Annotated in this window: 24 protein-coding genes; 10 read left to right on the top strand and 14 right to left on the bottom strand. The window is 34.6% G+C overall.

Annotated features, from left to right (window positions below; genetic code table 11):
* Positions 1–3: 3 nt before the first annotated feature.
* The 7 genes from I862_RS00120 to I862_RS00090 all read left to right on the top strand — a co-directional run bounded on the left by I862_RS00120 (position 4) and on the right by I862_RS00090 (position 7,104).
* Positions 4–1,998, top strand: coding sequence for a sensor histidine kinase (locus tag I862_RS00120; RefSeq protein WP_038537531.1), 1,995 nt, complete (start codon positions 4–6; stop codon positions 1,996–1,998).
* Positions 1,979–3,013: a DMT family transporter gene (locus I862_RS00115; RefSeq protein ID WP_038537528.1), complete on the top strand. Its 1,035-nt coding sequence runs from the start codon at positions 1,979–1,981 to the stop codon at positions 3,011–3,013. Before I862_RS00120 ends, I862_RS00115 begins: the two co-directional genes overlap by 20 nt.
* Positions 3,006–3,947 (top strand): DMT family transporter, encoded by a 942-nt coding sequence (locus I862_RS00110; protein ID WP_038537525.1) that lies wholly within the window; start codon positions 3,006–3,008, stop codon positions 3,945–3,947. Before I862_RS00115 ends, I862_RS00110 begins: the two co-directional genes overlap by 8 nt.
* Positions 3,948–4,060: 113 nt before the next feature.
* Positions 4,061–4,273, top strand: a complete 213-nt coding sequence (locus tag I862_RS00105) for a hypothetical protein (protein WP_038537523.1) — start codon at positions 4,061–4,063, stop codon at positions 4,271–4,273.
* Positions 4,274–4,478: 205 nt separating this feature from the next.
* Positions 4,479–5,465, top strand: coding sequence for an ABC transporter substrate-binding protein (locus I862_RS00100; protein WP_038537521.1), 987 nt, complete (start codon positions 4,479–4,481; stop codon positions 5,463–5,465).
* A gap of 5 nt (positions 5,466–5,470) precedes the next feature.
* Positions 5,471–6,238 (top strand): ABC transporter ATP-binding protein, encoded by a 768-nt coding sequence (locus tag I862_RS00095; protein ID WP_038537519.1) that lies wholly within the window; start codon positions 5,471–5,473, stop codon positions 6,236–6,238.
* Positions 6,238–7,104: an ABC transporter permease gene (locus tag I862_RS00090; RefSeq protein ID WP_038537516.1), complete on the top strand. Its 867-nt coding sequence runs from the start codon at positions 6,238–6,240 to the stop codon at positions 7,102–7,104. Before I862_RS00095 ends, I862_RS00090 begins: the two co-directional genes overlap by 1 nt.
* Here I862_RS00090 and I862_RS00085 read toward each other — a convergent pair.
* Positions 7,101–7,292, bottom strand: coding sequence for a hypervirulence associated TUDOR domain-containing protein (locus I862_RS00085; protein WP_038537514.1), 192 nt, complete (start codon positions 7,290–7,292; stop codon positions 7,101–7,103). The two genes, I862_RS00090 and I862_RS00085, sit on opposite strands and share 4 nt — an antisense overlap.
* A 68-nt stretch (positions 7,293–7,360) precedes the next feature.
* Complete coding sequence (locus tag I862_RS00080) at positions 7,361–9,988, bottom strand: hypothetical protein (protein WP_038537511.1); 2,628 nt, start codon at positions 9,986–9,988, stop codon at positions 7,361–7,363.
* A gap of 185 nt (positions 9,989–10,173) precedes the next feature.
* Between I862_RS00080 and dapF the strand changes: the two genes are divergently transcribed.
* Complete coding sequence (gene dapF / locus I862_RS00075; protein WP_038537508.1) at positions 10,174–10,986, top strand: diaminopimelate epimerase; 813 nt, start codon at positions 10,174–10,176, stop codon at positions 10,984–10,986.
* Positions 10,987–10,997: 11 nt separating this feature from the next.
* On the opposite strand, the gene I862_RS00070 is transcribed toward dapF, so the two are convergent.
* The 6 genes from I862_RS00070 to I862_RS00045 all read right to left on the bottom strand — a co-directional run bounded on the left by I862_RS00070 (position 10,998) and on the right by I862_RS00045 (position 17,475).
* Positions 10,998–11,636, bottom strand: coding sequence for a protein-L-isoaspartate(D-aspartate) O-methyltransferase (locus tag I862_RS00070; protein ID WP_038537505.1), 639 nt, complete (start codon positions 11,634–11,636; stop codon positions 10,998–11,000).
* A gap of 206 nt (positions 11,637–11,842) precedes the next feature.
* Complete coding sequence (locus I862_RS00065) at positions 11,843–14,578, bottom strand: flagellar hook-basal body complex protein (protein WP_038537502.1); 2,736 nt, start codon at positions 14,576–14,578, stop codon at positions 11,843–11,845.
* Positions 14,579–14,669: 91 nt separating this feature from the next.
* Positions 14,670–15,263, bottom strand: a complete 594-nt coding sequence (locus I862_RS00060) for a hypothetical protein (RefSeq protein ID WP_038537499.1) — start codon at positions 15,261–15,263, stop codon at positions 14,670–14,672.
* A gap of 84 nt (positions 15,264–15,347) precedes the next feature.
* Positions 15,348–15,839 (bottom strand): TlpA family protein disulfide reductase, encoded by a 492-nt coding sequence (locus tag I862_RS00055; protein WP_038537496.1) that lies wholly within the window; start codon positions 15,837–15,839, stop codon positions 15,348–15,350.
* Positions 15,839–17,176, bottom strand: a complete 1,338-nt coding sequence (locus I862_RS00050) for a S41 family peptidase (RefSeq protein ID WP_052646248.1) — start codon at positions 17,174–17,176, stop codon at positions 15,839–15,841. Before I862_RS00050 ends, I862_RS00055 begins: the two co-directional genes overlap by 1 nt.
* Before the next feature lie 50 nt (positions 17,177–17,226).
* Positions 17,227–17,475, bottom strand: coding sequence for a CDGSH iron-sulfur domain-containing protein (locus tag I862_RS00045; protein ID WP_038537492.1), 249 nt, complete (start codon positions 17,473–17,475; stop codon positions 17,227–17,229).
* A gap of 79 nt (positions 17,476–17,554) precedes the next feature.
* On the opposite strand from I862_RS00045, the gene rnhA reads away from it, so the two are divergent.
* Positions 17,555–17,989: a ribonuclease HI gene (gene rnhA / locus I862_RS00040; protein WP_038537489.1), complete on the top strand. Its 435-nt coding sequence runs from the start codon at positions 17,555–17,557 to the stop codon at positions 17,987–17,989.
* A 9-nt stretch (positions 17,990–17,998) separates the two neighbouring features.
* The gene (locus tag I862_RS00035; protein ID WP_038537485.1) at positions 17,999–18,316 is read left to right on the top strand and encodes a hypothetical protein; all 318 of its coding nucleotides are present in this window, start codon (positions 17,999–18,001) and stop codon (positions 18,314–18,316) included.
* Between the two features lie 182 nt (positions 18,317–18,498).
* Here the strand turns inward: I862_RS00035 and frr are convergent, their stop codons facing one another.
* The 6 genes from frr to dnaA all read right to left on the bottom strand — a co-directional run bounded on the left by frr (position 18,499) and on the right by dnaA (position 26,148).
* The gene (gene frr / locus I862_RS00030; RefSeq protein WP_038537482.1) at positions 18,499–19,062 is read right to left on the bottom strand and encodes a ribosome recycling factor; all 564 of its coding nucleotides are present in this window, start codon (positions 19,060–19,062) and stop codon (positions 18,499–18,501) included.
* 11 nt (positions 19,063–19,073) lie between these two features.
* Positions 19,074–19,784 (bottom strand): UMP kinase, encoded by a 711-nt coding sequence (gene pyrH / locus I862_RS00025; protein ID WP_038537479.1) that lies wholly within the window; start codon positions 19,782–19,784, stop codon positions 19,074–19,076.
* 65 nt (positions 19,785–19,849) lie between these two features.
* Entirely contained in the window at positions 19,850–20,740 is an 891-nt protein-coding gene (gene tsf, locus I862_RS00020; protein ID WP_038537476.1) for a translation elongation factor Ts, read from the bottom strand.
* A 12-nt stretch (positions 20,741–20,752) separates the two neighbouring features.
* On the bottom strand, positions 20,753–21,547 hold the full coding sequence (rpsB, locus tag I862_RS00015) for a 30S ribosomal protein S2 (RefSeq protein WP_038537472.1): 795 nt from the start codon (positions 21,545–21,547) through the stop codon (positions 20,753–20,755).
* A gap of 181 nt (positions 21,548–21,728) precedes the next feature.
* Positions 21,729–24,596, bottom strand: a complete 2,868-nt coding sequence (locus tag I862_RS00010; protein ID WP_038537470.1) for a hypothetical protein — start codon at positions 24,594–24,596, stop codon at positions 21,729–21,731.
* A gap of 151 nt (positions 24,597–24,747) precedes the next feature.
* Complete coding sequence (dnaA, locus tag I862_RS00005) at positions 24,748–26,148, bottom strand: chromosomal replication initiator protein DnaA (protein ID WP_038537466.1); 1,401 nt, start codon at positions 26,146–26,148, stop codon at positions 24,748–24,750.

Here is a 26,148-nt window from a genome sequence, read left to right as displayed (position 1 = left end):
ATTGTGTTTAAGTACTTTTATAGAAAACTTTCTGATACCACTTTAAAAAGAAAAATAGTTTTTTTAGTAGGCGGCTTAGTTACCATAACACCTACAGTCCTGGTCGCGGTTTTTGCACTTATTTATTATTTTTTAGGGGTAGAAAAATTATTTAATGATAAAATCGGCTTTGCAATATCCGAAACCGTTAAGATTGCCGAGCTTTATTTAAAAGAACATAAAGATAGCATTAAAGCTGATATATTAGGCGTTACAAACAGTATTGCAAAAAACCAAGTGGTACTATCTGAAAGCCCGGAGTATTTCAGCATACTCCTAAATAAAGAAGCGGAGCTTAGGAACCTTTCTGAAGCTATGGTTTTTACTCCTACCCAAGTATTGGGTAAAAACTATTTAAGCTTCTCTTTGACCTTTGAAAGGCTGCCTGAGGAGACTCTAAAAGAGGCAAGTACCGGGAAACTTATAATAATCAGCTCCGAGCAGGAAGATAAAGTAAGAGCAATTATAAAGCTAGATAACTTCATCGATACCTACCTTTTAGTCGGAAGGTATGTAGATAGCGAAATTATTAACTATTTAGCGACCACAAAAGGCTCTGCTAACCTTTATAAAACTATGCTTAAAGATAAAGATAGAACTCAAGTAAAGCTTGAAGTTGCCTTTGTTGTTATCACTATCATTCTATGCCTTGGTTCAATCATTACAGCAGTAAAATTAGCAAATATTATTTCTCGCCCGATTAACCAATTGGTTGAGGCCACTTCTAAAATTAAAGCGCGGGACTTCTCCGTCAGAGTTCCCGAAAGAAAACATGCCAGAGATGAAACTGCCGTTCTTGCTAAAGCTTTTAATAGCATGACTAAGAAAATTGCCGAGCAAACTAATGAACTTATCAGTGCAAAAGATATTATAGATGAGAGAAGAAGGTTTATAGAAGCGATTTTAACCGAAGTTTCAAGTGGAGTCCTGGTTATTAACCCTAAAGGCTTAATAACACTCTGTAACCAATCAGCTGCCAAACTTTTAAAGAAAGAAGAAACTAGGATTATAAACCAGCCTTACCAGGATTCACTTCCCGAAATATCAGAACTTTTAGAAAAAGCTTCTACACCCTCTCAAGAACTTATTGAAGGTAATATTACCCTAGAACGAAGAGATAAAAAAACCTATCTGTTCGTTAGAATCGGAACCGAGTTTAATACTAAGCAGGAATTGGAAAGATTCATTATTACCATAGATGACATGTCCAAACTTATAGCGGCTCAAAGATCAGCCGCCTGGGCAGACGTGGCTAGAAGAATTGCACATGAAATTAAAAACCCTCTCACTCCTATTAATTTATCAGCTGAACAGCTAAAGAGAAAATTCTTAAAAGAAATTAAATCTGAGCCTGAGCTCTTTACAAAGTATGTAGATACCATTACCCGGCATGTTTCGGATATAGGTATGATGGTAGAGGAATTTGTCCGGTTTGCGCGTATCCCTTCCCCTAAACTTGCAAGATATGATCTTCTACAAATTATCAACGAAGTAATTTTTTCTCAAAAAAGCATTAACCCAAATATAAAATATCAATTTGACAATATTTTGGAAGAATGTTATGTAAAGTGCGACAGAGCACAAATAACACAAGTTTTATTTAATCTTATAAAGAATTCCAATGAAGCAATTGAAGCAAAAGCTCAAAACCAAACCTTCAGGCCTGAAATTCATATATATTATCAAATCAGTGAGGATTTAAACTTGGTGAAAGTGTTTATAAAAGATAATGGCCAAGGCATCCCGCTCGATCTTATCGATAGAATTTCCGAACCCTATATTACCACAAAATCTACCGGCACAGGCCTTGGGCTTTCTATAGTCAAAAAGATTGTAGAAGACCACGGCGGCACACTTTCAATACAAAATAACGAAGAAGGTGTTTTAGCTACCTTCACCTTAAAATTATTTCATAACAACCTATTAAATGAGGAAAACCATGCAAGCAAATCAGCATAATAATATATATGGAATTTTATTCATGATCTTAAATGCTGCTGCTTTAGCAATACTCTATGCAGTTATGAAGCTTGCATCTAAGGATATAAGTACAAATCAGATAATATTCTTTTATAAATCTCTTATACTTATATCCATATTACCTTGGATATTTAAAAACGGATTTAAATCTATAGCTACCGATCAAATAAAACTCCACCTTATACGAGGGTTTTTGAGTATTTGCGGCTCATTATCATTTATGTATGCCTTAAAATATGTAGATCTGGTTGATGCAACGGCTTTAGGTTACTTAGAGCAGGTTTTATTAGTTGCAATCGGTATGCTTTACTTTAAAGAAACCACGACTAAAAGTAAGATTTTCTGCGTGTTCGCAAGCTTTATCGGGGCATCCGTAATTCTTTATCCTGATCTTTTAAAATTTGAAGAGGGCTTTATACCGGTTTTCTTTGCAAAAGGCGGATTTAAAGAATTTAATTTCTTCTATTTATTCACTTTACTTGCGGTAGCTTGCTGGACTATGAATTGTATAGTAGTGAAAGTTATGGGTAAAACCGAAAAAACTAAAACTCAATTATTTTATGTAACTCTTTTCTCATGCATATTTGCTTTTCCCTTTGCTTTTATCGAGTGGGGAACTAACAACTTAGCCGGACTGGAGATATGGTCACCAAACAGGCTAATTACTTTAGAAGAAATCGGCTTGGATTTCGATCTGTTTAAGTATATAGCAGTAATTGCGCTTTGTTACTTTATACATAACATCTCCTTCTTTAAGGCATTTAAATACTCTGAAATATCCACCGTTATTCCTTTTGAATACAGCAAGATTGTCTTCATCGGGATTTTACAATTCTATATGTTTGATAAAACTCCAGAGACCGTATCATACATAGGATATCTCTTAATTGTAGGTTCAGGTCTTATCTTGATAAGATCCGAAGCTAAACGTAGAAAGAAGAAAAAAATGCAACAACAAATTGAGCAGTTAAACGAGGAATACGAGCATGCATAAACTAAAAACTAAATTAAAAAACGATAAGGTAAGTTCCGGAATATTGCTTATGATTGTGCATGCAATCGCTATGTCTGGGCTGTATGTAGTTTCTAAAAAACTTATGCATACTTTACACCCTAACCAGGTAGCTTTCCTTTATAAATTTGCAATCCTTATTGCAATTATTCCTTGGTGCTTTGTAGGAGGGATTAAAAAAAATCTCAAAACTAATAAATTGGGTACTCATGTCGCAAGAGGAACGTTTAGTATCATGGCTTCTTTATGCTTCTTTTTTGCACTATCGAAGCTAAATGTACTTGATGCTGCAGCTATTACTTTCCTGGAGCAAGCTTTAATTGTTTCCGTGGGGGTAATATTCTTTAAAGAGCAGCTGAATATTGCTAAAATTGTATTTATCTTATGCGGTTTAATAGGTACTCTCTTAATTATTAAACCGGGTTTTCAAGAGTTTAACGGATATTATGTTTATCTCTTCATGGCGCTTCTCTTTTGGGCAGGAAATAATATAACCATAAAAGTTCTCGGAAAAACCGAACGCTCTAAAGGGCAGCTATTTTACGTAACGCTGGTTTCTTCACTAGTTTCATTTCCTCTTGCTCTTCAAGCTTGGGAACCTATTCAATTTTGGCATATTAAGTATTTAGCAATTCTTGCAATTTGTTACCTTATTCACTCAGCAGCATTGTTTAAAGCATTTAAATATGCCGATATCTCAACCGTAATGCCTTATGACTATACCAGATTAGTGTTCGGTGGAATACTTGGTTATATTATATTTAGTGAAGTGCCGGATAGGTTCTCGTTGATCGGCTACTTTATAATTACCTTAGGAGGGTTATATTTAATTCAGTACGAAGCAAGAAGAAAGTATAAAAAAACACCGGCTTCTATTGAAGCAAAAATAGCAAGCTCAGGTGCAAAAGCAGACTAAGCTTTTTTCCATCAGCATAATTGACGAGTTAAAATATAATTTAATTTACTTAGATATTTTGCGGCATTTCTTTTAACTAATAATATTTATTATTTATTTTAAAGGAGTGCTGCATGACTTCTGATACCCCGATTACAAACAACCCGGCAGAGCAAAAAACAAAAGAAGCTAAAACAACTGATCATAATATCATACCACCCATCACCAAAAAGTACGCAGCTTATGTTAAAGAAGCGGAAGCTGAAAGAGAAGTAGACCCTCGTGCCGATGATAAAACCACAGATACTGAAAGTAAAGATAGAGGCCCTGGCGTAGGTGGAGATTAGGTTTAAAGATATAAAGAACAATATCTAAATTTTATTGTGTTGTTACCTGCTACAACATATGATATGATATGCGTAATTATACTATTTAATTTTTAAAAAAGATGTCCTTCAAAGTTAATAATTTAATGAAAACATGGTGGCGTTGGCGTAGCTAACTGTTTAACCAAATTATTTATTAAATTCATACTTATAAAAGGATACTCAAATGTTTAAAATCAAGCGTTATCTATTAACTGCTACTATAGTTATCATCTTCATTTGCTTCTCATTATTTATCAAGCAAAGAGAAAAATCCGACTTACCGGTTATTGCGATCGCTAACTATGGCTCTCATTCATCTTTACACGAAATTATTTCAAGCATAAAAACCGAACTCTCCCGGCTTGGCTTTAAAGAAGGTGAGCAAATTCACTTTGAAATAGCAGATGTAAATTTTGAGCCGACTCTTATTATGCAGATGTTAACCAAGTTAAAAGCCACTAACCCAAAAATAGTGATAGCTCTTACTACTCCTGTCGCTCAGGCAGCTAAAAGTATTTTTAAAGATACTCCACTTATCTTCACCGGAATCACTGACCCGGCTGAAGCAGGGTTAATTAATAATAGTCCTGATACAAGAAATAACATCACCGGCGCATCAGACCGGCAAGACCTTAAGCTCATGTTAAACTTTGCCAAAGAATTATTACCTCATGCTAAAAAGGTAGGAATGCTTTATTCAACGAGTGAGGCTAATGACTTAGCATTAGTTAAAATGATGAGCGAAGCTGCTAAAATTCATAATATGGAAATTCTCCTGGTACCGGTTGAACAGACTAAGGATATCCCTTTCAGAATGCGTACTTTTAAAGATAAGGCAGATTTTATATATGTTGGAGTAAGCGGGATAATTCAGCCGGCACTGCCTGCGATTATTTCTTCAGCTGATCAAATGAAAATACCGGTTATCAATGCTGATTCAGATGCTGTAAAGAAGCACTTATTATTGGGTAGCTACGGAGTTAATTATACTAAAGTTGGTATAAATACCGCACAAATAGCAGGTAGAATTTTAGCCGGAGAAAAAGTTGGAAATATAGATCCGATATACCCGAGCAAAAACGATCATAGCGGTTTTATATCAAAACAAAAAGCTGATAAACTTGGTATCACTTTACCTCAATATATTGAGCACGTTGAGGTTTTAAGGTAAATTTTATGTTAGAAATTAAAAATATATATAAGACATTTAATGTTGATTGCGAACCAATATTAAAAGGAATTAATTTAACACTAAATGAGAAAGATTTTTGCATAGTGATCGGCAGCAATGGCTCGGGAAAATCCACTCTTTTTAAAGCAATTCTAGGAGATTATAAAGTTGATTCAGGCTCAATAAAACTGCATAACCGAGAGCTGACTAACTTGAGTATTTATAAACGTGCTAAGCTGATAAACAGTATTACTCAAGATACTAACAAAAGCATAGTAAAAGAAATGACATTGCTTGAGAATTTAGCTTTGAGTGAGATGCGCTGCAAAGCAAGCACCCTTCTTCCTTATAAGCGAAAAACAGAGCAGCTTAGAGAGCAGTTAACAATATTAAATTTAGGTTTAGAAAGGTTTTTAGATACCAAAATGGAAGCTTTATCCGGTGGGCAAAAGCAAGTGATCGCTACTGTTTCCACAACTTTTTCTCCCCCTTCCCTGCTTCTGCTTGATGAACATACCAGCGCCCTTGATCCTAAAACTTCAGCTTTTCTTATGGATTATACGGCAAACTTAGTAGAGAAAAATGCAATTACCACTCTTATGATTACCCATAATTTAAATGATGCTATAAAATACGGTAACCGCTTAATCATGCTGCATAGGGGAAAAATAGTCGAAGATTTTAATTGTAAAGAAAAGAGTGCTTTAACTATAACTAAATTGCTCGATTTATTTCATACCTATGAAGATAACACTTTAATGGGAGTTGAGTGATGATTAGTGTTTTTATAGATTTATTGCCCTCCGGATTACAGCAAGGTTTATTACTTGCTATTGTGGCCACCGGTATTGCAATTGCTTTTAGACTGCTTAATTTCGCAGATCTTACCCCTGAAGGTACTTATACATTAGGTGGCTCAGTATACGCCTCCCTTATTATCTTAGGAGTAAACCCGATTCTTGCGACTACTATAGCGGTATTATTTGGAGGATTAATAGGAATAATCACAGCTTTCTTACATATTCGCCTAAAAATTGATACGCTGTTAGCAGGAATAATTTTAAGTACTATGCTTTATAGTGTTAATTTAAGGCTTATGGGTAAGCCGAATATAGCGTTATTTGATCAACACAATTTATTTAGCTGCTTTCCCCAAACGCTACTTTTTAAGATCAGCCTCTTGCTCTTAATTTGCTTAATTATTGCTGCTCTTTCTTACTTTTTTTTAAATACTGAAAAAGGCTTGCGGTTTCGTTCCGTCGGATTAAATCCTGAATTTGCAGAGAAACAGGGTACTAATGTTAATTTATATATTATGTTAGGTTTATTTGCCGGTAATGGTTTAGCAAGTTTAGCCGGGAGTTTAACCGTACAGGTTCAGGAATATGCTGATATCGGAATGGGTATCGGGATAGTTATACATGCGCTTGCAGCACTTATGATCGGTGAAAGCGTGATCGGTAATGATTCCATGCTTAAGGTAGTAAGTGCACCGATAATAGGAGCACTTATCTACCAGCAAATTCAAGGTTTAGCGCTTGCAATCGGATTTGCTCCTTCTGATCTCAAATTAGTCACCGGTTTAATAGTGCTAATTACCCTGGGCTGTAAAGCAGCCAGAAGGAAATCGAAGCTCTAAATCTTTATTAGAGCTTCGGCTTTATGTATAGCGGTTTTACCTGTTTTTGAGCTTTTAACTTTATACCTGGTGACCGGTTTAGCTGATGTCTTAAGATTTTCGGTAAGTACTTCTATTATTTCACCCTCGGTTTCCCCGTAAACAAATTTCCACTTTACCTTATCCCCTACTTTAAATTGAGTTGTCATATTCTTTCAACCTGATTTGAAGATAATATGCTCTATAAAACCAGGTTTTATCATTAAAAGCAAATGGGTTATAAGCAGTGCCCGGTACTAACCGAGGAATTATCCAATTTGCTTACCTGAGACAGATTTTCTCTTTTTTCACTATTTATTCGCCCAGATGATGAGCTAACTTTATCCACGAAACTTTTTACTTTTTGCTCAGTCATACTCTCATTCTTAATTCCCCCTGATGAGAGGTTAACATCTCTTTTTGCTATCACATCCAGATCCTTAACTGCCGCTGCTAATTCTTCATCCTTTATACCGCGCCCTATACCGAGTAAGATTTTAGCTTTGTTTGCAAAAGCATTTATTTTATCTGCTATAGATTGCATAACCCCATCTTGTCTTTTACTTAAAGCCTCTCCGACTTCGCTTATTTTATCAATTAATTCCAAGTTACAGTGCTCCATAATATGTTCGTAAGATAATGTCATACCCTCAGTTTCTTTAAAACCTGCCGTTTCCTTTTCAATTAATCTTGCAATTGTTTTGGGGTTGTTTGAAAGTAACATTTGCCCTAAAGCACTATCCTTATCAATTATATTTGGTGCACTCTGATTTATAGATTCTTCTCTAACTATAATTTTATGTAACTCACTGAGTTTCGTTAAGTATTCCTTATCTTCTTCTCTTTTCGCTGCTTTAACCGAAGAATACTCTTCCGCAATTTTTAATAGCAAATCATGCCCTTTTGCGGCACAAAGTTCTATAATGGATTTATCATAATAGCGCGGTGAATTACCCAAGTCTTTTAAAGCAAATAATATAGGTTCTTTCCCGGCAATTATTTGATCATTTTCCATTGCCCAAACAATTGCATTTTTTCCATCAACATTATTACCTTTTCTAATAGCATTTTTTAAAGCTTCTTCTTTCCCTTTTTCTACTTTAAATTCCTTACCCCACTCCATAGGGTCCATGGATTCAATTCTTTGTATTTTTTCAATCGCCCACTCTAAAGCATCTTGCTCTTCAATTTTTACACCATTTTCAACCGCCCATCTTATAGGATCCTTATTCTCAACCATCTTTTTGTTATCAACAACCCATACTATCGGGTTTTTATTATTAATTTGCTTTCTGTTTTCAGCTGCCCATGCTATCGGGTTCTTATCTTCGAGCCATATAAAATTGCTCAACGCCCAATCTATCGGGTCTTGGCCGCCAATTTTTGCATCATTTTCAACCGCCCTTAGCACTGCAATTTCTGCTAAATTAGCTAAATATTTATTTGCTTCAATTTTTTTAGGTTTTCCTATAGCCCATGCTATAGCATCCTTCTGTTCAATTTTTACATCATTTTCAACCGCCCATTGTAAGGGCTCCTTCCCTTCAATACTTTTATTTTTTTCTATTGCCCAAACTGTAGCATCTTTTCCATTAATTTTTAATCCCTTTTCAGCTGCCCATTGTAAGGGCTCCTTCCCTTCAATACTTTTATTTTTTTCTATTGCCCATTCTATAAGAGTTTTACCTTGGATTTTTTCGTTATTTTTAATAAATATCTCATTATCTTTATCCGCAATAACTTCATCATTAATAATTTTATTAAATATTAACAATATTTCAGGAATATTATGATTATTAGCTAAAGCCCATTCTACAGGGTCTTGCTTGTTAATTACCATGTTATTACTTACCGCCCAAATTAAAGCTGGTTCATATCTAATTTCTATACCATTTTCGATAGCCCAAATGATAGGGTCTTTTCCTTCTATCTTTTTCTCTTGTTCAATTGCCCAAATAAGTGGATCTTTTCCTTCAATATTGTGACCATCATGAACAGCCCAAATAAGCGGATCTTTTCCTTCAATGTTATACCTATAATCAGCTGCCCATCTTATAGGATTCATCCCATCAATCATTGTACCGTTTTCAACTGCCCATCTTATAGGATTCATCCTCTCAATCATTGTACCGTTTTCAACTGCCCATTTTATGGCATCAATTCCATCAATCGTAGGATTCCTTTGGTCATTTCTCAGTCTATTCCCAAAATTTTCTCTTAATAACCAATATATCGGATCTTTTGAACCAATTTTAATATCATTCTCAATTGCACAAATTACAGGTTCTTTTCCTGCTATCATTTTGCCTTCTTTTATAGCTAATTTTACCGCGTCGCCCGCTAGCATCCTTATCTTAAATTTTTTTTGGGGTTCCTCTTGAGTACTCACCCATTCCATAGAGGGTTTTCCTTCGATCGGTTTATCATTTATTATCGCCCATATTACAGCACTCCGGTTATTAATTTTTTTATCATTTATTATTGCCCACTTTATAGGATCCGTATTCTCAATTGTCTTTTTATTTTCAATTGCCCATTCTATAGGAGCCTTTCCTTCAATTCGCGCTTCATTATCAATTGCCCAAACTACAGGATTTTTTCCATCAATTCCAATACCATTATCAACTGCCCAACTTATAGGATCTTTTATAGTTCTAGGGTTTGTTGCTACAACCAGCGGAATCTTGTTTCTAACCATCCATGCTATGTGATCTTGACCTTCAGGTCTTACCCCAAGCTCAATTCGCTCTTTAAGCTTATCTTCCATTATTTCCTTTGGATAAGCCATATTTATAGCATAAACTAGACCGTCACCGCCCGTAATATAGCTTGTCGCATATCTATTTTTATCTCCACCGCCTTTCATAAATCCTCCCGTAACGATTATTTCCTAATTCTAAAATAAATTAGTTAATAAACAATTAACCGACTAATAATATAAATATAAAGACTAGCATTATACTTTTTTCTAACCATTTATAACTAACGTCCATTATCTTGCTTCTCTCTCAAAAAGCTAATATAAAAGAATTAAACTTTTATATACTCACAATGCTTAAATTTATAAAAATGCATGGTGTCGGCAACGACTTTGCTATCTTCGATGAGCGAGAGGGAAAGATAAGCTTTTCTTCCCAAGATATTAAAAAAATGAGCAACAGGAACAAGGGAATTGGCTTTGATCAACTTATAATACTTTCTAATTCCGGTAGAGCGGATATAAAAATGTCTATTTATAATGCAGACGGCTCCGCTGCAGGCAATTGCGGAAATGCTGCAAGATGTGTAGCTGATTTGACCGGTAGAGATAGCGGTGCAATTGAAGTAGGTGAAAGGTTATTATTTTTTAAGAAACTGCCCCCTTTAAATAATGAACCTCATTATACGGTTAATATGGGTAAACCTGAATTTGCTTGGGATAAGATCCCACTCTCTTCTCCGGTTGATCCGTTAAATTTAAATTTTGAGATAGAAGGATTTAAACAAGGAGCTGCGCTTAGTATGGGCAATCCTCATTTAGTATTTTTTTCTTCAATTCCATTAGAGCTTGAAAGTGTTGCTAAGTATGGAGCGTTTTTTGAAAGCCATGAACTATTTCCTCAAGCGGTAAACGTTAACTTTGCACATATTTTAGATAATAATCACATTGCTCTTACCGTATATGAAAGAGGAGCAGGCATAACCCTTGCCTGCGGAAGCGGAGCTTGTGCAACCGCCATTATTGCATATACTCAAAAGCTAATTAATAATAAATGTAAGGTTGATTTACCGGGCGGAACATTATTAATAGAAATAACCGAAGATTTAGAAGTGTTAATGACAGGTTCGGCAGTTAAGTGTTTTGAAGGCCAAATAAGTTTCTAATAAACTTATTTTTAAATAAAGGGTACGAATTTAACCGGCATTAGGTAAGTAGTTTCGTAGCCTTTATTTGTTTTAGTAATTGCAAGCAATTCCTGATCACCATATTCCTCACCTACGGGAATGATAAGCTTACCTCCGATTTTAAGTTGAGAAAGAAGCGACTCCGGCACTTTTGCAATAACTGCGGTAACAATAATAGCATCAAACGGCGCGTTCTCCTTCCAACCGTCATATCCGTCTCCAATACGAATATGTATATTATTATATCCTAACTTCTTTAGTACTTTTGTAGCTTGCTTTGCTAATGGCTCAACTACCTCTATTGAATAAACTTCTTTACATATATTCCCTAAAATTGCAGCTTGATAACCGCTTCCGGTACCGATTTCAAGTACCTTAGAATCTTTATCTAAATTTGCCGCTTGAGTCATTGTTGCTACAATAAACGGCTGAGAAATAGTTTGACTGTATCCAATCGGCAATGCTCTATTTACATAAGCTAAATGCTTTTCCTGCTCAGGAATAAATTCATGTCTCGGAACCTTAAGCATTGCTTCTAAAACATTTTGATTATTTATTCCTTGGCTTTGTAACTCATCAAATACAAGCTGTTCTCGTAAAGCTTTAAAAATGCCTTCGCTATATTCCATTGCCTAACCTCATATAATTCTTAATAAAATTAAGTTACCTATTTTGAGAATACTTACGATAAACACAAATTAAATAAGAAATACTTAATAATTTATCTTTAAATATTTTATATAATTTAGAATTTTATAGAAGTTTTAACTTGCGAAGGTTAGAAGCAGTTTTTTTAAAGAGAGCTTACCTTTTATTGATAAGCTCTTGTATAATATTAAGCGTAAGTTCTATGGATCAATTCGTCAAAGAGGCTATTGGCAATATTAATTACTTTAGCATTAGCCTGATACCAAGTCTGCGCTTGAATCAAATGAGCAAGCTCATCAGCAACATTAACGTTTGAACCTTCTAATGTACCTGATCTTACTTCACCTACACCATTTCCGCCTGCTTGCTTTAAATCCAACGCACCCGAATCCTTACTTGTGGTAAATAATGTATCCGAAACTGCGGTAAGTCCGTTATAGTTAGTAAAAGAAGCAATTGCTATTTTATATATTTTCCTTACTTTTCCATTAGTAAAATTAGCAACTATGTTACCTTCCCTATCAATCTCAATAGAACTCAGTTCACCGGTTACCGCACCATCATTTTCTTTCTTTCTTACAATAAAATCCTGATTAATTTGGCTTATTGCTTCAGGGTCACCGGGCAAACCGAAATTAATGGTTACCACATTAGGAGCAGCTTTGATAGAATCAGACCAATTAATAGTTACTGTTTCACCTAATGCTGCCAATTCTTTTCCAGCATTTGTATTTTGAAGACCTAAAGCAGAGAATATGGTATCAGTTGCACCAGTACCAAGCGGAGTATTAATTACTCCACTCGTACCGCCGAATGTCAGATAAGACGCAGGATTAACCGGTTCTATCTTAAGTTGGTATGAACCTGCGCTGTTTAGAATCACTGATGCCTTTAAAGAATCAGTAGTAGATGAAGTATCATTAATTCTTTCAGCTAATTCATATAAAGTACTATATCGCGCAGGGTCAGCTAATACGCTGTCAGTATTAAGAATACCAAGGTCAGTTCCTAATGCGGTTGTCGCAATAGTAATATCTTTAGTGATATCGGCTGGGCTAATATTCAATGCATAGTTGCCCGCGCCTAAATTTTTAACGGTTGCCTTTAAAGCATCTTCTCCCCTAGTCGAGTTAATTTGCGCAGCTATATCATTTAAAACCGCTAAGTTGGTTGTACCGCTGCCCCTTGCAAAATTATAAGTTGATCCACCGACTGTGATATCTAAAGTATCGGTTGCCACACCAACAAGAGTAACACCTGCACCTAATGTTGTAGCACTGGTAACTATTGCCTCATCATAGGTGAAAGTATGAGTAGTAGTACCGCTTTGAATAGTCATATTCTGGCCGTTGGTTGCCCCGAGTGATGTACCGGGATTCAAAATATTGGTGCTGGTTGTGCTTTGCACAGCTTGAACATAAGCTTGCAATTTCCCGGTACTATCAAAATTCACTATTCCGGCCTGCACTAAACCATCAGTTCTTCCATTATTTATCACGGTTTTATCTAAAGAATAAACCTCGGAAGCCCATGAGTTAACCCCTATCTTAAGGAAGCTTACTACAAAATTATAAGCATTACCCATTGCATCATATATAACTATATCTTCTTTATAAGCAGGAATAAATGCTCCATTAGCCATATTATTATTTAAATCATACGGATTATACAATGAATCAATATATCCGGGAGCAATATTAAATTCCGAAAGAAAATCGCTTCCTGCTCCAAGCGGTTGATAGTTATCAAGATACATTGCTTTTGCGGAGGATATAGTAATACCCGCATTATCACCGCTACTTACTTTTGCAGTAATCCCGGTAATTTTATTTAAGGCATCGGTAATGTTTTGTAATGAAGCGAATCTATTAGCTCCTGCCGTAGTATTAGTAGTTAATCCTAATTTTGATTGTAAATCACCGGTACCGGAAAAATTCATCGCCTGGTTAGCATCAAGCGGAGATATAAGGATTGTAGAATTACCCCCTTCACTTACAATTCTGGCACTTAAAAAAGTATTATATATATTGTTAATTTGATTAACTACATTTTGCATAACTTCTAAATTAGTAGTTCCTGCACCCCTAGTAAGAGTTGCCGTATTGTTCCCGACTGTAATCATTATATTATCAGTTACCGTTCCTACTAGATCCGTGCCCGCATCTCCTAAAAGATTAGCTTGAGAAAACCCGCCGTAAGTAAAGTAAGTAGGAGTCATTTTTAGTGTTTTTCCATCACTTTGCAATACCGGCATAGTAACACTAAAACCTTCGCCGACTTTTAATGAATTAGCAGGGTTTGCATAAAGAACATCATTTGCTTTAATGAATGCATTATGAGGTGAAGCTTTAGAACCGCTATTAGCTATATCAATAGTTACTTGCCTATCGCCGGTTACTATCTCGGTGGAATTAAGGTTTGGTTTGAATGTAATATTACTTGTAGCTGTTGCTTGAGAAACCAGTTGTTGAATGCTTACAGGGCTTAAGCTATCTGTTGTTCCTGCACCTGGAGGCATATTACCCGCATCATCTAATGACCATCCCAGCAACGCTTCTCCCGAGGGTAAGGATAAATTCCCTTTTTCATCAGCTCTAAATGAGCCGGCTCGTGCAAATAATATTGAATTTTTACCGCCCCCTGCATTAGCATCACCGACTGCAAACATACCGTTTCCGTTTATAGCTATATCAGTTGATACTTCGGTATTTTTCATGCTGCCTTGTGTATCAATATTTGCTCTGATATAACCCGTTACTCCTGAGCTTGACCTCCCGTCCGCATTAGCATTTGAGCCTAGCATCTGTTGAAATGCTTTATACCCGTCAGTATGTTCATTGGCTATGTTTCCGCTTATTAACGAAACCGATTTCTCAGCAGCCGATAACCCTGTTACCGCCGTTGTAATAGCTTGATTACCCATAATTTCCCCCTATCCGTAATCTTATATAACATCTATTAAGCAATATACATGCCAATTTCTAAAAAATCGGCAGTATATGCATTATTATTTTTTAAAATTCATAATTTTCATTAGCGAAGGCAAGTTCTATATTTTTAACTGCATATTCATCGGAATTTATTTCTTCCTGCTGATATGGAGATTTATCTTTGCACGGGTCTTCAACCGTATAAATTTTATTTTGAAATTCAAATTTTGCCTTAATATGCCATGTTGCATAGCTGGACGGTTTAAAAGAATACATTGAGACTAATTTAGCCGTCATATCATTGTCTGAAAGCAAATTATCATTATCACCAAATGGCAACCCATATAGTGGTTTTCGTCCGAAGTCACACATTATATCTGCTTTAATATCTTCTTTAGTTAATTCGTTCTTTCCTAAAATTATTGTTTTTTTATTGACGATAAGGATTGCGTTCAATCTATCATCACTCATCCTATTCGATATACCGATATTACCTGAAGCGGTTGCTTGACTTACTAACTGCTGAATACTTACCGGGTATAAGCTATCTATTGTGCCTGCGCCTGTAGGTATATTACCGTTATCATTAATTTCGTATGATTTGCTTTCAGAAAATAATATTCGGTTTTTGTCATCAATATTATTTGTATTATAGAAGGTAATATCCTGATTATTCATAATTTCCCCTTGGTGTAAAATCTATATAAATTATTATATAGCAAAATGCATACCAATTTTTAAATAAACAAAATTAGACTATAATTATTTATTCTTAATTAAATACTCAACGGCTTTTTTAAGTGAGTGAATTTTATAGCTTCCGTTAACAACTATATTATCTTTTTCATCAATAATCGTTGAATGCGGAACACTGCCTTTATAGAGGATTCCTGCTTTTAACAATCCTTGCATTACTTCCTGCGGGCTATCCTGATTGATTCGATAAATAACAAAGTTTTGATCTTTATAAAGCTTAAATGCGTCGTTAACCACTTCATCATTATCATCTAAAGAAATCAACATAATATCAACATCCTTAGGATCAAAATCTTTGTATAACTCGACAACTTCAGGAAACACACGCTTACAAACCGAGCACCATGAAGTAAATATATATATTAATCTTATATTTTTGCTTTCTACTACACCCGGAAATTGTGAAGGCATAATTTCTTTTAATTCAAAAGCATAAGCTTTTAAAGAAAGTAAAAGATTAAAAAGTAGGATAGCAAAAATTATTTTTAAGTTTTTCATTAGTTAACTCTTTTTAGTTGGTTATATATTGTCATCCCTTTAATCAGGTCTACTGCCCTAAGCAATTGAAAATCCTCTTCAATTTTCAGCTCTATTTTAGTATTGTTTCGAACATCCTTTTTCTCGGCAGTATTATTTTTATGCTCATTTTGCAAATGACCTTTCAGTGATTGCTCAGATTTATACAGTATATTAGTTTTGTCCACCGGCTTAACTATTGCCTCTTCAATATAAATATCAGGCTTTATTCCTTCGGCTTGAATTGATCTCCCTGAGGGGGTATAATATTTGGCGGTTGTTATTTTTATTGCCGTGCCGTTTGAAAATGGTATCGTACTTTGTACGGAACCTTTACCGAACGACTTTTCACCAACTATGATAGCTCTTTTATTATCTTGTAATGCTCCCGCGACAATCTCAGGTGCCGAAGCAGTGCCGGCATTAATCAAAACTACCATTGGCAAGTTATTAATAATATCTCCCGGAAAAGCTTTATATACTTTAATTTTACTCGGGTCTCTACCTTTTATTGTAACTATCTCCCCTTCATTTAAAAATAAATCACTTACTTCACAGGCCTGATCAAGCAGGCCACCCGGGTTTGATCTTAAATCCAATACTGCGCCTTTTATCTCTCCGTTTATGCCGATTAATTTCTTGACTTCCGATTTTAAGTCAGTTGATACTTTTTCATTAAAATTTAAAATCTTAACATATAATACATCATCCGAAATAATTCTTGCTTTAAGCGGAATAAGTGGAACTAACTTTCTGGTAATACTCATTTGCAGATTTTGCCCGGTAGATTCTCGAAAAACCGTAATATTCACTTTAGTATTAGGCGCACCTTTTAACTTTTCAACCGCCTCACTAAGCTTCATTCCTCTAACTACTTCTCCTTCAATTGCAGTAATATAATCATTGGTTTTTAAGCCGGCCTTTTCGGCGGGGCTACCATCATAAGGGGATACCACTTTTATAAATCCGTTTTCCATCATTACTTCAATACCTAAGCCGACGAATTCTCCAGAAGTTATAGTCTTAAACTCTTTATAAGCTTTCTGATCAAAAAACCCCGAGTGCGGATCAAGTGAAGAAAGCATACCATCAAGCGCATTCTCAATTAATTGCTTATCATCAACTTCAGTAATATATTCTTTTTTAACTCTATCTAATACTTCTTTAAAAAATTTTAAATTGTTTTTGTCTTCTTTGCCTGAAGAAAATATATTAAAAGCAGATTGGTTTTTTGAAAAGGAAACTGGGGTTAATATGAATAAAGTTATTATAAATATTACGGCTCTCCCGAATTGCTTAATAGTTTTAGAGTTTTTCATAAATATATGTTTAGCCAAAAAAGTTTATTTTATTAATAAAAAAAGAGTTTTCAAGCTAATGTTTTATGTGCCCCATCACAAAAGGGGGGTTTTTTAGTATGCTTGCACCCGCAGAAGCTTACTATCCCGTTGCTATCTGCTGTATACTCCAAGGGTGAAAAGCCGGTTCCTTGGTGAGAATCGTCACAAAACGGTTGGCTTTTACTTAAACCGCAGGTGCAATAATAATATGTTTCTCCTTCTTTTACCTCGACTTTAATTGAGCGAGGTATTGCAACCTTAGGTAAATCTTCTTGCATAATGTTAACCTCTATCTTGCTTGATTTTAATTATTCTTTATTATAATAATAATTTTTTATCGATTAACTTAACTTATTCATGCAAAAGTTTCTAGTGATTTATTGTGATGGGGCGTGCAGCGGTAATCCTGGGCCGGGTGGCTGGGGTGCAGTATTGATTTGGGGTGATAGTATAAAAGAAATTTCCGGTTATGAGAACACCAGCACTAATAACAGAATGGAACTTACTGCTGCAATAGAAGCATTAAAGCAAGTCAGCCGACCGGTAAAGATCAAGATTTATACTGATAGTACTTATGTAATGCGCGGAATTACCGATTGGATTTCTACTTGGAAAAGAAATAAATGGAATGGCGGAAAAATTAAAAATGTTGATTTATGGCAAAAGCTTGATGACATATCACAAAAATTTATAATAGAATGGAATTGGGTGAGAGGACATAGCGGTGATAAATATAATGAAATTGCCGATAAACTGGCACGCCAAGCGATTGAAACAAATTATAAAAAATAAAACGGTACCATGCAACATATCCGCCAGCAGATTACTTCCCTAAATGAGGAAATCCAAGATTTTCATCAAAATGTAAATTTAGGTGAAGTACAAGATTTTCAGCCCATAAACCAAAAATTGGTTAATGTGTTTCAAGAGATTTCCAAGCATAATTGTTTTTCTGAACTCGGTAATGAGATTAGCGAGCTAACTAATCACTTACATCAATTGAATAAAACCTCAATTGAAGTACATAAAGATGTTTTAGCCTCCTTAAAAAACTTGAACCAACATAAACAGGCTAATATCGGATACGGTAAAAGCATTAAGAATGTTAATGATAATTAATATATATATTATCTAATTTTTTTGTTTAGATTTAATGCCAAGTATGGTGCCTCATTATGAGGCGCATCGCTGTAAGAATAAATAAATAATCTATAGTAAATTAAGTTATAAATCATACAATAATATTTATTTAACCTAGGCGCTTTATAACAAAGTAAAGATACATAAAAATTATTATATTATTACACGCTCATTATTTCTTTAGCTTTAGCTTGGGTGGCTTCATCAGCTTTTTTAGTATGATCATCGGTTATCTTTTGAATTTCATCGGAATAATGTTTCATATCATCTTCGGAAATTTGCTTATCTTTTTCTAATTTCTTTATCACTTCTATGCCGTCACGTCTAACATTTCTAAGCGCAATTTTTGCCTGCTCACAATACTCATTAGCTTTTTTCACAAATTCCTTTCTTCTTTCTTCGCTTAAATCAGGAATCGGAACTCTGATCACATTTCCTTCAGCAATTGGGTTAAGGCCGAGACCTGCATTTGCAATCGCTTTTTCAACAGCTTTAGCTGATTCTTTATCCCAAACCTGCACAACAATTAAGCGAGGCTCTGGAGCTGAAACCGTACCGAGTTGGTTAAGCGGCATTAAGCTACCGTAAACTTCCGCCTTGATCGGGTCTAATAATGAAATACTCGCTCTTCCTGTTCTTAAGCTGTTTAACGAATGTTTTAGGGAGTTTAAGCCTCCATCCATTCTTTTTTTTACATCAGAAATTATTTCAGCCGGCGTGTTCATTTCATTTTCTCCTATTCAATAATTGTAAATGTTCCTTTTCCTTTTAAAACTTCAAGTAATGCACCTTTTTCATGTAGGTTGAATACCAGTATAGGAATTTTATTTTCTCTTGCAAGGGTAATAGCTGCTATATCCATAACTGCCAAATCATTATTAATTACATCCTTGTAGCTTATCCTATCATACCTGGTTGCACTCTTATCAAGCTTAGGATCAGCAGAGTAAACTCCATCGATTTGCGTGCCTTTAACAATTGCATCGCAATGCATTTCTGCCGCTCTTAAAGCTGCTCCGCTATCAGTTGTGAAATACGGGTTACCGGTTCCTGAGGCAAAAATTACTACTCTGCCCTTTTCCATATGCCTGATTGCTCTGCGTCTGATTAGCGGCTCGCAAATGGTAGTCATCGGGATAGCGGATTGCACCCTCGTATAAACCCCCATGCTTTCAAGTATACTTTGAATAGCAAGAGCATTAATTACCGTGCCGAGCATCCCCATATAATCAGCGCTCGCCCTTTCAATTCCCATTTTTGATATTTCAGCACCCCGACAAATGTTACCGCCGCCCACTACTACGCATATTTCATACCCAGCATCTCTAACTTCTTTTATATCAGAGCAGATTCTGCTAATAGTTTCCGGATCCTGGCCGAATTTTTGCGCGCCCATTAATGCTTCCCCGGAAAGCTTCAGTAATATCCTATTATACTTCTTTACCATTATAACTTATATCCAAATAAAATTAGTTATAAAAAAAGAGGCTTAAAGCCCCTTTTTTACTTAAATTAATTTTCTGCCGTTTTCTCGATACCCTCACCAAGAGCATATCTTACAAAGGCTGTAAGTTTAATCGGTTTTCCGATTTGCCTTCCGGCATCTTCAATTACCTGAGATATCTTCATCTTGTTATCCATGATAAATACCTGCTCAAGCAATACTACCTCTTCATAGTACTTTCTAATTCTGCCTTCGAGCATTTTCTCAACAACTTCTTTAGGCTTCCCGGAAGCTAAAGCTTGTTCACTAAGTATGCTTTTTTCTTTTTCTACCTTAGCGGGATCCAATTGCTCAATATTCAATGCTTCAGGCTTAGCTGCTGCAATATGCATAGCAATTTGTTTACCGACGGGAAGTAAATCTTCATATTTAGCTTCAGACTCTAATGCAACTAAAACTCCGATTTTTCCAAGGCCTTCCGCAACTGCATTATGGGTGTAACTTACAACCGCACCGCTATTTACCGATAAAGTTTCAAAACGCCTTAAGCTTAAATTCTCTCCGATCACCGCCACATGCTCAATAACTTCTTCATTTACGGTTTTGCCGTCTTTAAGTTTAGAGGATTTTAATTCTTCAACACTACCATTAAAGTTTGAGGCATTTCGCACTAAATTTTTTGCCAAGCTTTGAAACTTTTCGTTTCTGGCAACAAAGTCGGTTTCCGAGTTAAGCTCAAGAACTGTTCCGCGAGTATTTTCGGTATAAATAGCTATTAAACCCTCTGCTGCAACTCTATCCGCTTTTTTGCCCGCAGCCGATAAACCTTTTTTTCTAAGCCAATCTACGGCAGCTTCAAAATCTCCGCTGCATTCGGTAAGAGCCTTCTTACAGTCCATCATACCTGCACCGGTTTTTTCTCTTAAATCTTTTACGCTGGATGCATTAATATTTGTCATATTATTTACCTACTATTCGGTTACTTCAGATTCTGAATTCTCATCCTGATCACTTTCCTTATTTAAAGAGAAAGTACTCTCGTTGATTTCGGCGGAAGCACCAATATCAACACCGGACTTAGACATACTTGCCTGCATTCCCTGAAGAACAGCATCACTGGCAAGTTGGCAATATAAAAGGATAGCTTTTCTTGCATCATCATTTCCTGGAATAACATAATCGATGCCGTCGGGAGAAGTATTTGTATCACAAATGGCCACGATCGGAATACCAAGCTTGTTCGCTTCTTTTATAGCAAGAGATTCTTTATTTGTATCAATAACAAACAGAAGGTCAGGCATGCCGCCCATATTTTTAATTCCACCCAGTACTTTTTCCAGATTATTATGCTTTCTGGAAATATCCAGTCTTTCTTTCTTAGTAAGAGTTAAATTTTCATTTTCCAGTAATTCTTCGTATTCTCTCATAGTTTTTAATGAAGCTGAAACTGTCGGCCAGTTAGTAAGCATTCCGCCTAACCAACGATGGTTAACATAATATTGGCCGCACTTTTGAGCATATTCAGCCAAAATATCGGTCGCTTGAGTTTTTGTACCGACAAAAAGAATTCTTCCGTTTTTAGAAGCAACTTCTCTTAAAACATTTAATGCATGAGCGAGTATTGTAGCTGTTTGCTGTAGATCTACAATATGAACCCCGTTTCTGATACCATAGATGTATTGCGCCATCTTAGGGTTCCAAAGGTTCTTTTTATGACCGAAGTGTACGCCGGCATCAAGTAGCTGGCTAATAGTGAAATTTTGCATATAAGTTTTGTCCTATATAAATAATTTTGGTTAAACCTCTGTAGGCGAAATCTTTAAGACACCAAAATATTAAGCCTACATGTGAATTACTGCACAAGATAATATATTTAAAATTAGTATTCAATAAAATTTTAATCCATCGGCAAAGCTTTTTGCCTAATTCTTTAAAAATGGATCTTTTTTATCCCCGGGATACTTTGCTATTGTTTGATTCACTCTGCCGATCTTTAACCTTATCTCCCCAATTTGTTTTTAAGGAATAAATAGCTCTTGGTGTGATAAATATAGAAGTTTTAACCTCCCTTTGATCTTTGGTTAAATCAATTAAATTTGTTTTTATAATTTCATTATCAGTATCAGGAAGCGCAGCACTATTGCAATTTTCAAGCACTTTAATAGTTGCAAGCAACCTAAGAGCTCTTGGTTCTCCTGTTATTATTTCTCGCCTTGTTAACATACAAAACTCTGTTTTAGCGATATTATAAATATGCACATGCGCATTGGCATCATATTTATCACCTTCAGTGTACGGTTTCATTAGCTCTTTTAAACATATTCCCCTTGCTTGTTTTAATGATTCCGCATTTTTATTGTCTTTTACAAAAGATTGGAGATACTCTTGAAATATTCGAGCACCATTTGGAAAAACGTAATAAAAGTAATCGGCTACTTTTTGTCTGGCAAAGTGGTTTTTTATAAATGGTAATTCACTAAATATTTCATCGAGCTCTTTCCGGCATTGTGGAGCATCTAACCCATTACATACGGCTTGTTTAATCTTTTTATATTCTTGGCCAATACTATTATAAGGTTCTATTAAACTTCTATATCTTTCTTTTTCCGCTTCATACCCTGATATATTTAATTGATTAAATCTTAAAAAATAATTTGCACCATTTGACCATAAGTAATCTAAATAAGGATATAATCCTATACCTTGATTAATATATCCTATCATTTTTTTTAGATATCCAGCTTTTTGCTCCGGAGTAATTTGTGTAACATTGGAATCAAAGTATAATTTATTATATGAAATACAAATGAAGTTTATTAGTCTCGCTCTCTTGAATTTATCGTAATCTTTAAACTTTTCTAATAAACTCACCTGATTATCAATAATATAATTATATTGTTTAGTATCATAATATAAATCTATTAGATTCAGTTGAAACACTTCATCCTCCGGTTCTTGGGCTACAACTTTTAAGGCATACCCTAAAGCTTCCTCATATTTTTCAAGATAATAACAACTATAATATAATTTTTTTACATTACCTATATTATCGGGCATTATCTCATGAATTAACTTTTCTATAGAATACCGAGCTTCCTTAGAGGGATTTATAAGCTTTTCACAAGTTTCAATTAAAATATTAATTGGGTTATAATTCAGCTTTTTATCACTCCAAGCTTTCCTGATAAGCTCAATCATCTCATTGAAATTTTCATAATCACACTCTAATTGGTAGCTTCTAAGCGTATCATCTAAAATAACTCGAACTGATTCCAAAATGTTTTTATTATAAAAATCCCTTTCCAGTATTAACGTTAAATATTTATTAGCTTCGATATATTGATTTCCATTAATATTTAATTGCATTAATAGCAGCAATACTGCTTCATTTAACTCCAATTTATCGGATATTATTGTGAAAAGTCTGTTTGCTTCTTTGTAATCATTTCCTTCAATACAATTAGTTATCTTTTTATGACAAGCATCTTTAATAAGCTTTAAGAATCTACTCTTTAGTTCTTTAGAGTCTATCTCGTTATACAAACCCATTACGCTTTCAACGTCTTCATTATAAGCTACTTCCTCTAAAAATTCCTCTATAATCAAAAAATTTTCTTTATCAGTAGCTTCAAAACCTTCAATAAAAATATTATCTTCAGCTTCGCTTATTGCTTTATTTATATATACACCTGCTTCATACAAAAAGTTTGATTTCAAATAAAATCGACACAAGGTAAGAATAATATCAGCAGATAACCATTTATTATTACTTATTACTTGTTGATTTAAACTCAAACTTGTCAGATCTTCACTCTTTACCCATTCTTCAATAGCTTTTACTAAACATTCATTAATAAAATATATATGTTCACTAATTGTTATTTCATCATTAAATAAAATATTGAAATTATTATATGCCCTATCTAATTCATAAGCATTAATAAAATCATAATTGTTTGCGTAGATTTTTATCTTATCAGCCAACAAATTGAAAATTAATTCTTTATTTTCATTATATTCTATATTATTCCATACTTTTAATGCTTCATTTAACCTAAATAATTCACTAAAAATATTTTGGTCGTTAGTCTCGTTAGATACAGCTATAATTACCTTGTTTATTGTCTCAATAACTTCTCTTTGCGGAAAGTTTTTAAACAGCTCTAAATAGCATTTACTTAAAGCTAATAAACTGTAATGGTCTTTCTTCTCAATATATGCATTTATAGTATAATCAATTATTTCTTGTATTAAATAAAAACTATCAAACTTTTCATCCGTACTAACTTTCTCAAATAAGCTGAATACTGATATAATCTCATTAACATGCAACGGGTAATAAGAGAGAATAATTTTAAAAGTTTGAATTATATCAGGCAAGCCTGATAAATTAGTTTCGTGTAACAGTTTTGAAATTTTTATTATACTTAATTTGCTAAAAGATGATTGTAGTTTGAGTCCATTAAGTAGATTATTTATAAAGATACTAAGCTCTTGTGTATAAAGCAATTTTATACCCGGTATTGGTTCAGGTATATCTTGGGCAACATTTATTGTATTCACCAAATCTTTTGACAATGGATGAAATAACATGGAATACACTTCGTTGTTAATAAGTGTTTTTGTTAATTCAAGAAAGTATGGTGATTCATTTACTTTTTTTCTTAACAACGCTTCTTGAGTCATAAGAAGTGAAGCGCCCGCTATTATACCGCTATCTTTATTTTCTTCTACATTTAGTCTCTTATTAGGTTGAGAGTTTTTAGCATTAGTACTAACCTTTTTACCTTTTTTATCCGGCTCTTTTCTTTTCATATAATTCTATATTAATATAATTAGAAAGAATTATAACACAACTATATTAATAAAATATTTAGGAATGACAAAATAATAAAAGAATTTAACTTTATTAGTAAAATAATGATTAATTTTTGTTTTTTTGTTATAGCTTTGCTAATAGAATATTTTATCGTGCACCGATCATATCGATAATTTTAGTAATATCTTCGTTAACCGACTTATCGTTAGCCATTCTCTCTTCTAATTTTTTAATCGAGTATATAACGGTCGCATGATCACGCTTGCCTAAAGCTTGCCCAATATCTTTTAAGCTCTTATCGGTAAGCTGCTTTGATATGAAAGCTGAAACCTGCCGCGGAAGCACATACTTTGATTCTCTGCTTTTCGAAAATATTTCTTTAGCAGTAACCCCGTAGAAATTAGCTACTACTTCAATAATTTTATCTACTGTAACACTCACCTCATGAGCAAGAATACAATCCTTCAATATTTCTTTTGTATTGCGAAGGTTAAGCTCCATACCGAAGTTATTGGCATAAAGGGATAAATTGTTTAAAGCGCCTTCCAGTTCTCTGATACTTGAAGTAACGCTTTGCGCAATAAATTCCAATATATCTTTGCTTAAATTCAAATTAAGCATATTAGCTTTAGTTTTTAAAATCTCATAGCGAAGAGCAAAGTCCGCAGGTTTAATTTCAACCGATAAACCACCCGCCAAGCGAGATTTGGTTCTACCGTCAAGCTCTAACTGATAGGGAGATCTGTCGCATGAAATTACCACCATTCTTCCGCTTTCGACAAGGGCGTTAAAAGTATTGGCAAATTCCTGTTGCGTGCTGCTTTTACCGCAAATGAACTGTATATCGTCAATAAGTAGTATATCCAGACTTCTTAAATGCTCCCTAAAACCTAAACTAGAATTATTCTTAAGAGATAAAATATATTGATGCATAAATTTTTCTGCACTTAGATAAGCCACATTTCTATTCGGCTGATTGTTACCTATATATTCAGCTATAGCTTGAAGTAAATGAGTTTTTCCCATGCCGACTGCACCATGGATATATAGTACATTGGTCGGGTTATTACTCCTACCTTCCGCAACCGCCTTTGAAGCCATGAAAGCTAATTTATTTGAGTTGCCGACCACAAAATTATCAAAAGTAAGTTTTCTGTCCAAATTTGATGCAAGGGTGGAGGACTCATATTCCTCAACTCTTATAACTGAATTATCATTAAACGATGGCTTTTTTTCTTTCGTTACTAAGGAAGGTCTGTTTTGTTTAACTCTAAGGTCAATAATTTTAATATTGGGGTCAATATCGGAAACCAGCTGCTTAATTTTTCTGAAATAGTTATTGATTACACATTCCCTGATAAACTTACTGGGAGCGGTAATTTTTAGTGTACCGTCTTTTATTTCCTGGAATGATAAATGAGTAAACCATGAATTAAAAGTAGCTAGCCCATATTCATCTTTTAAATTCTCAAGTACTGATACCCACAATTCCTCGTGGTCGGCTGCTATTGAGGCAGGGAGCCTTTCTTGTAGATTAGTACATTGCAT

It is taken from the genome of endosymbiont of Acanthamoeba sp. UWC8 (genome assembly GCF_000730245.1).
Taxonomy (GTDB): Bacteria; Pseudomonadota; Alphaproteobacteria; order Rickettsiales; family Midichloriaceae; genus Jidaibacter.
Note: the sequence above shows the minus strand (reverse complement) of the source record. Positions and strands in the feature narration are given on the sequence as shown.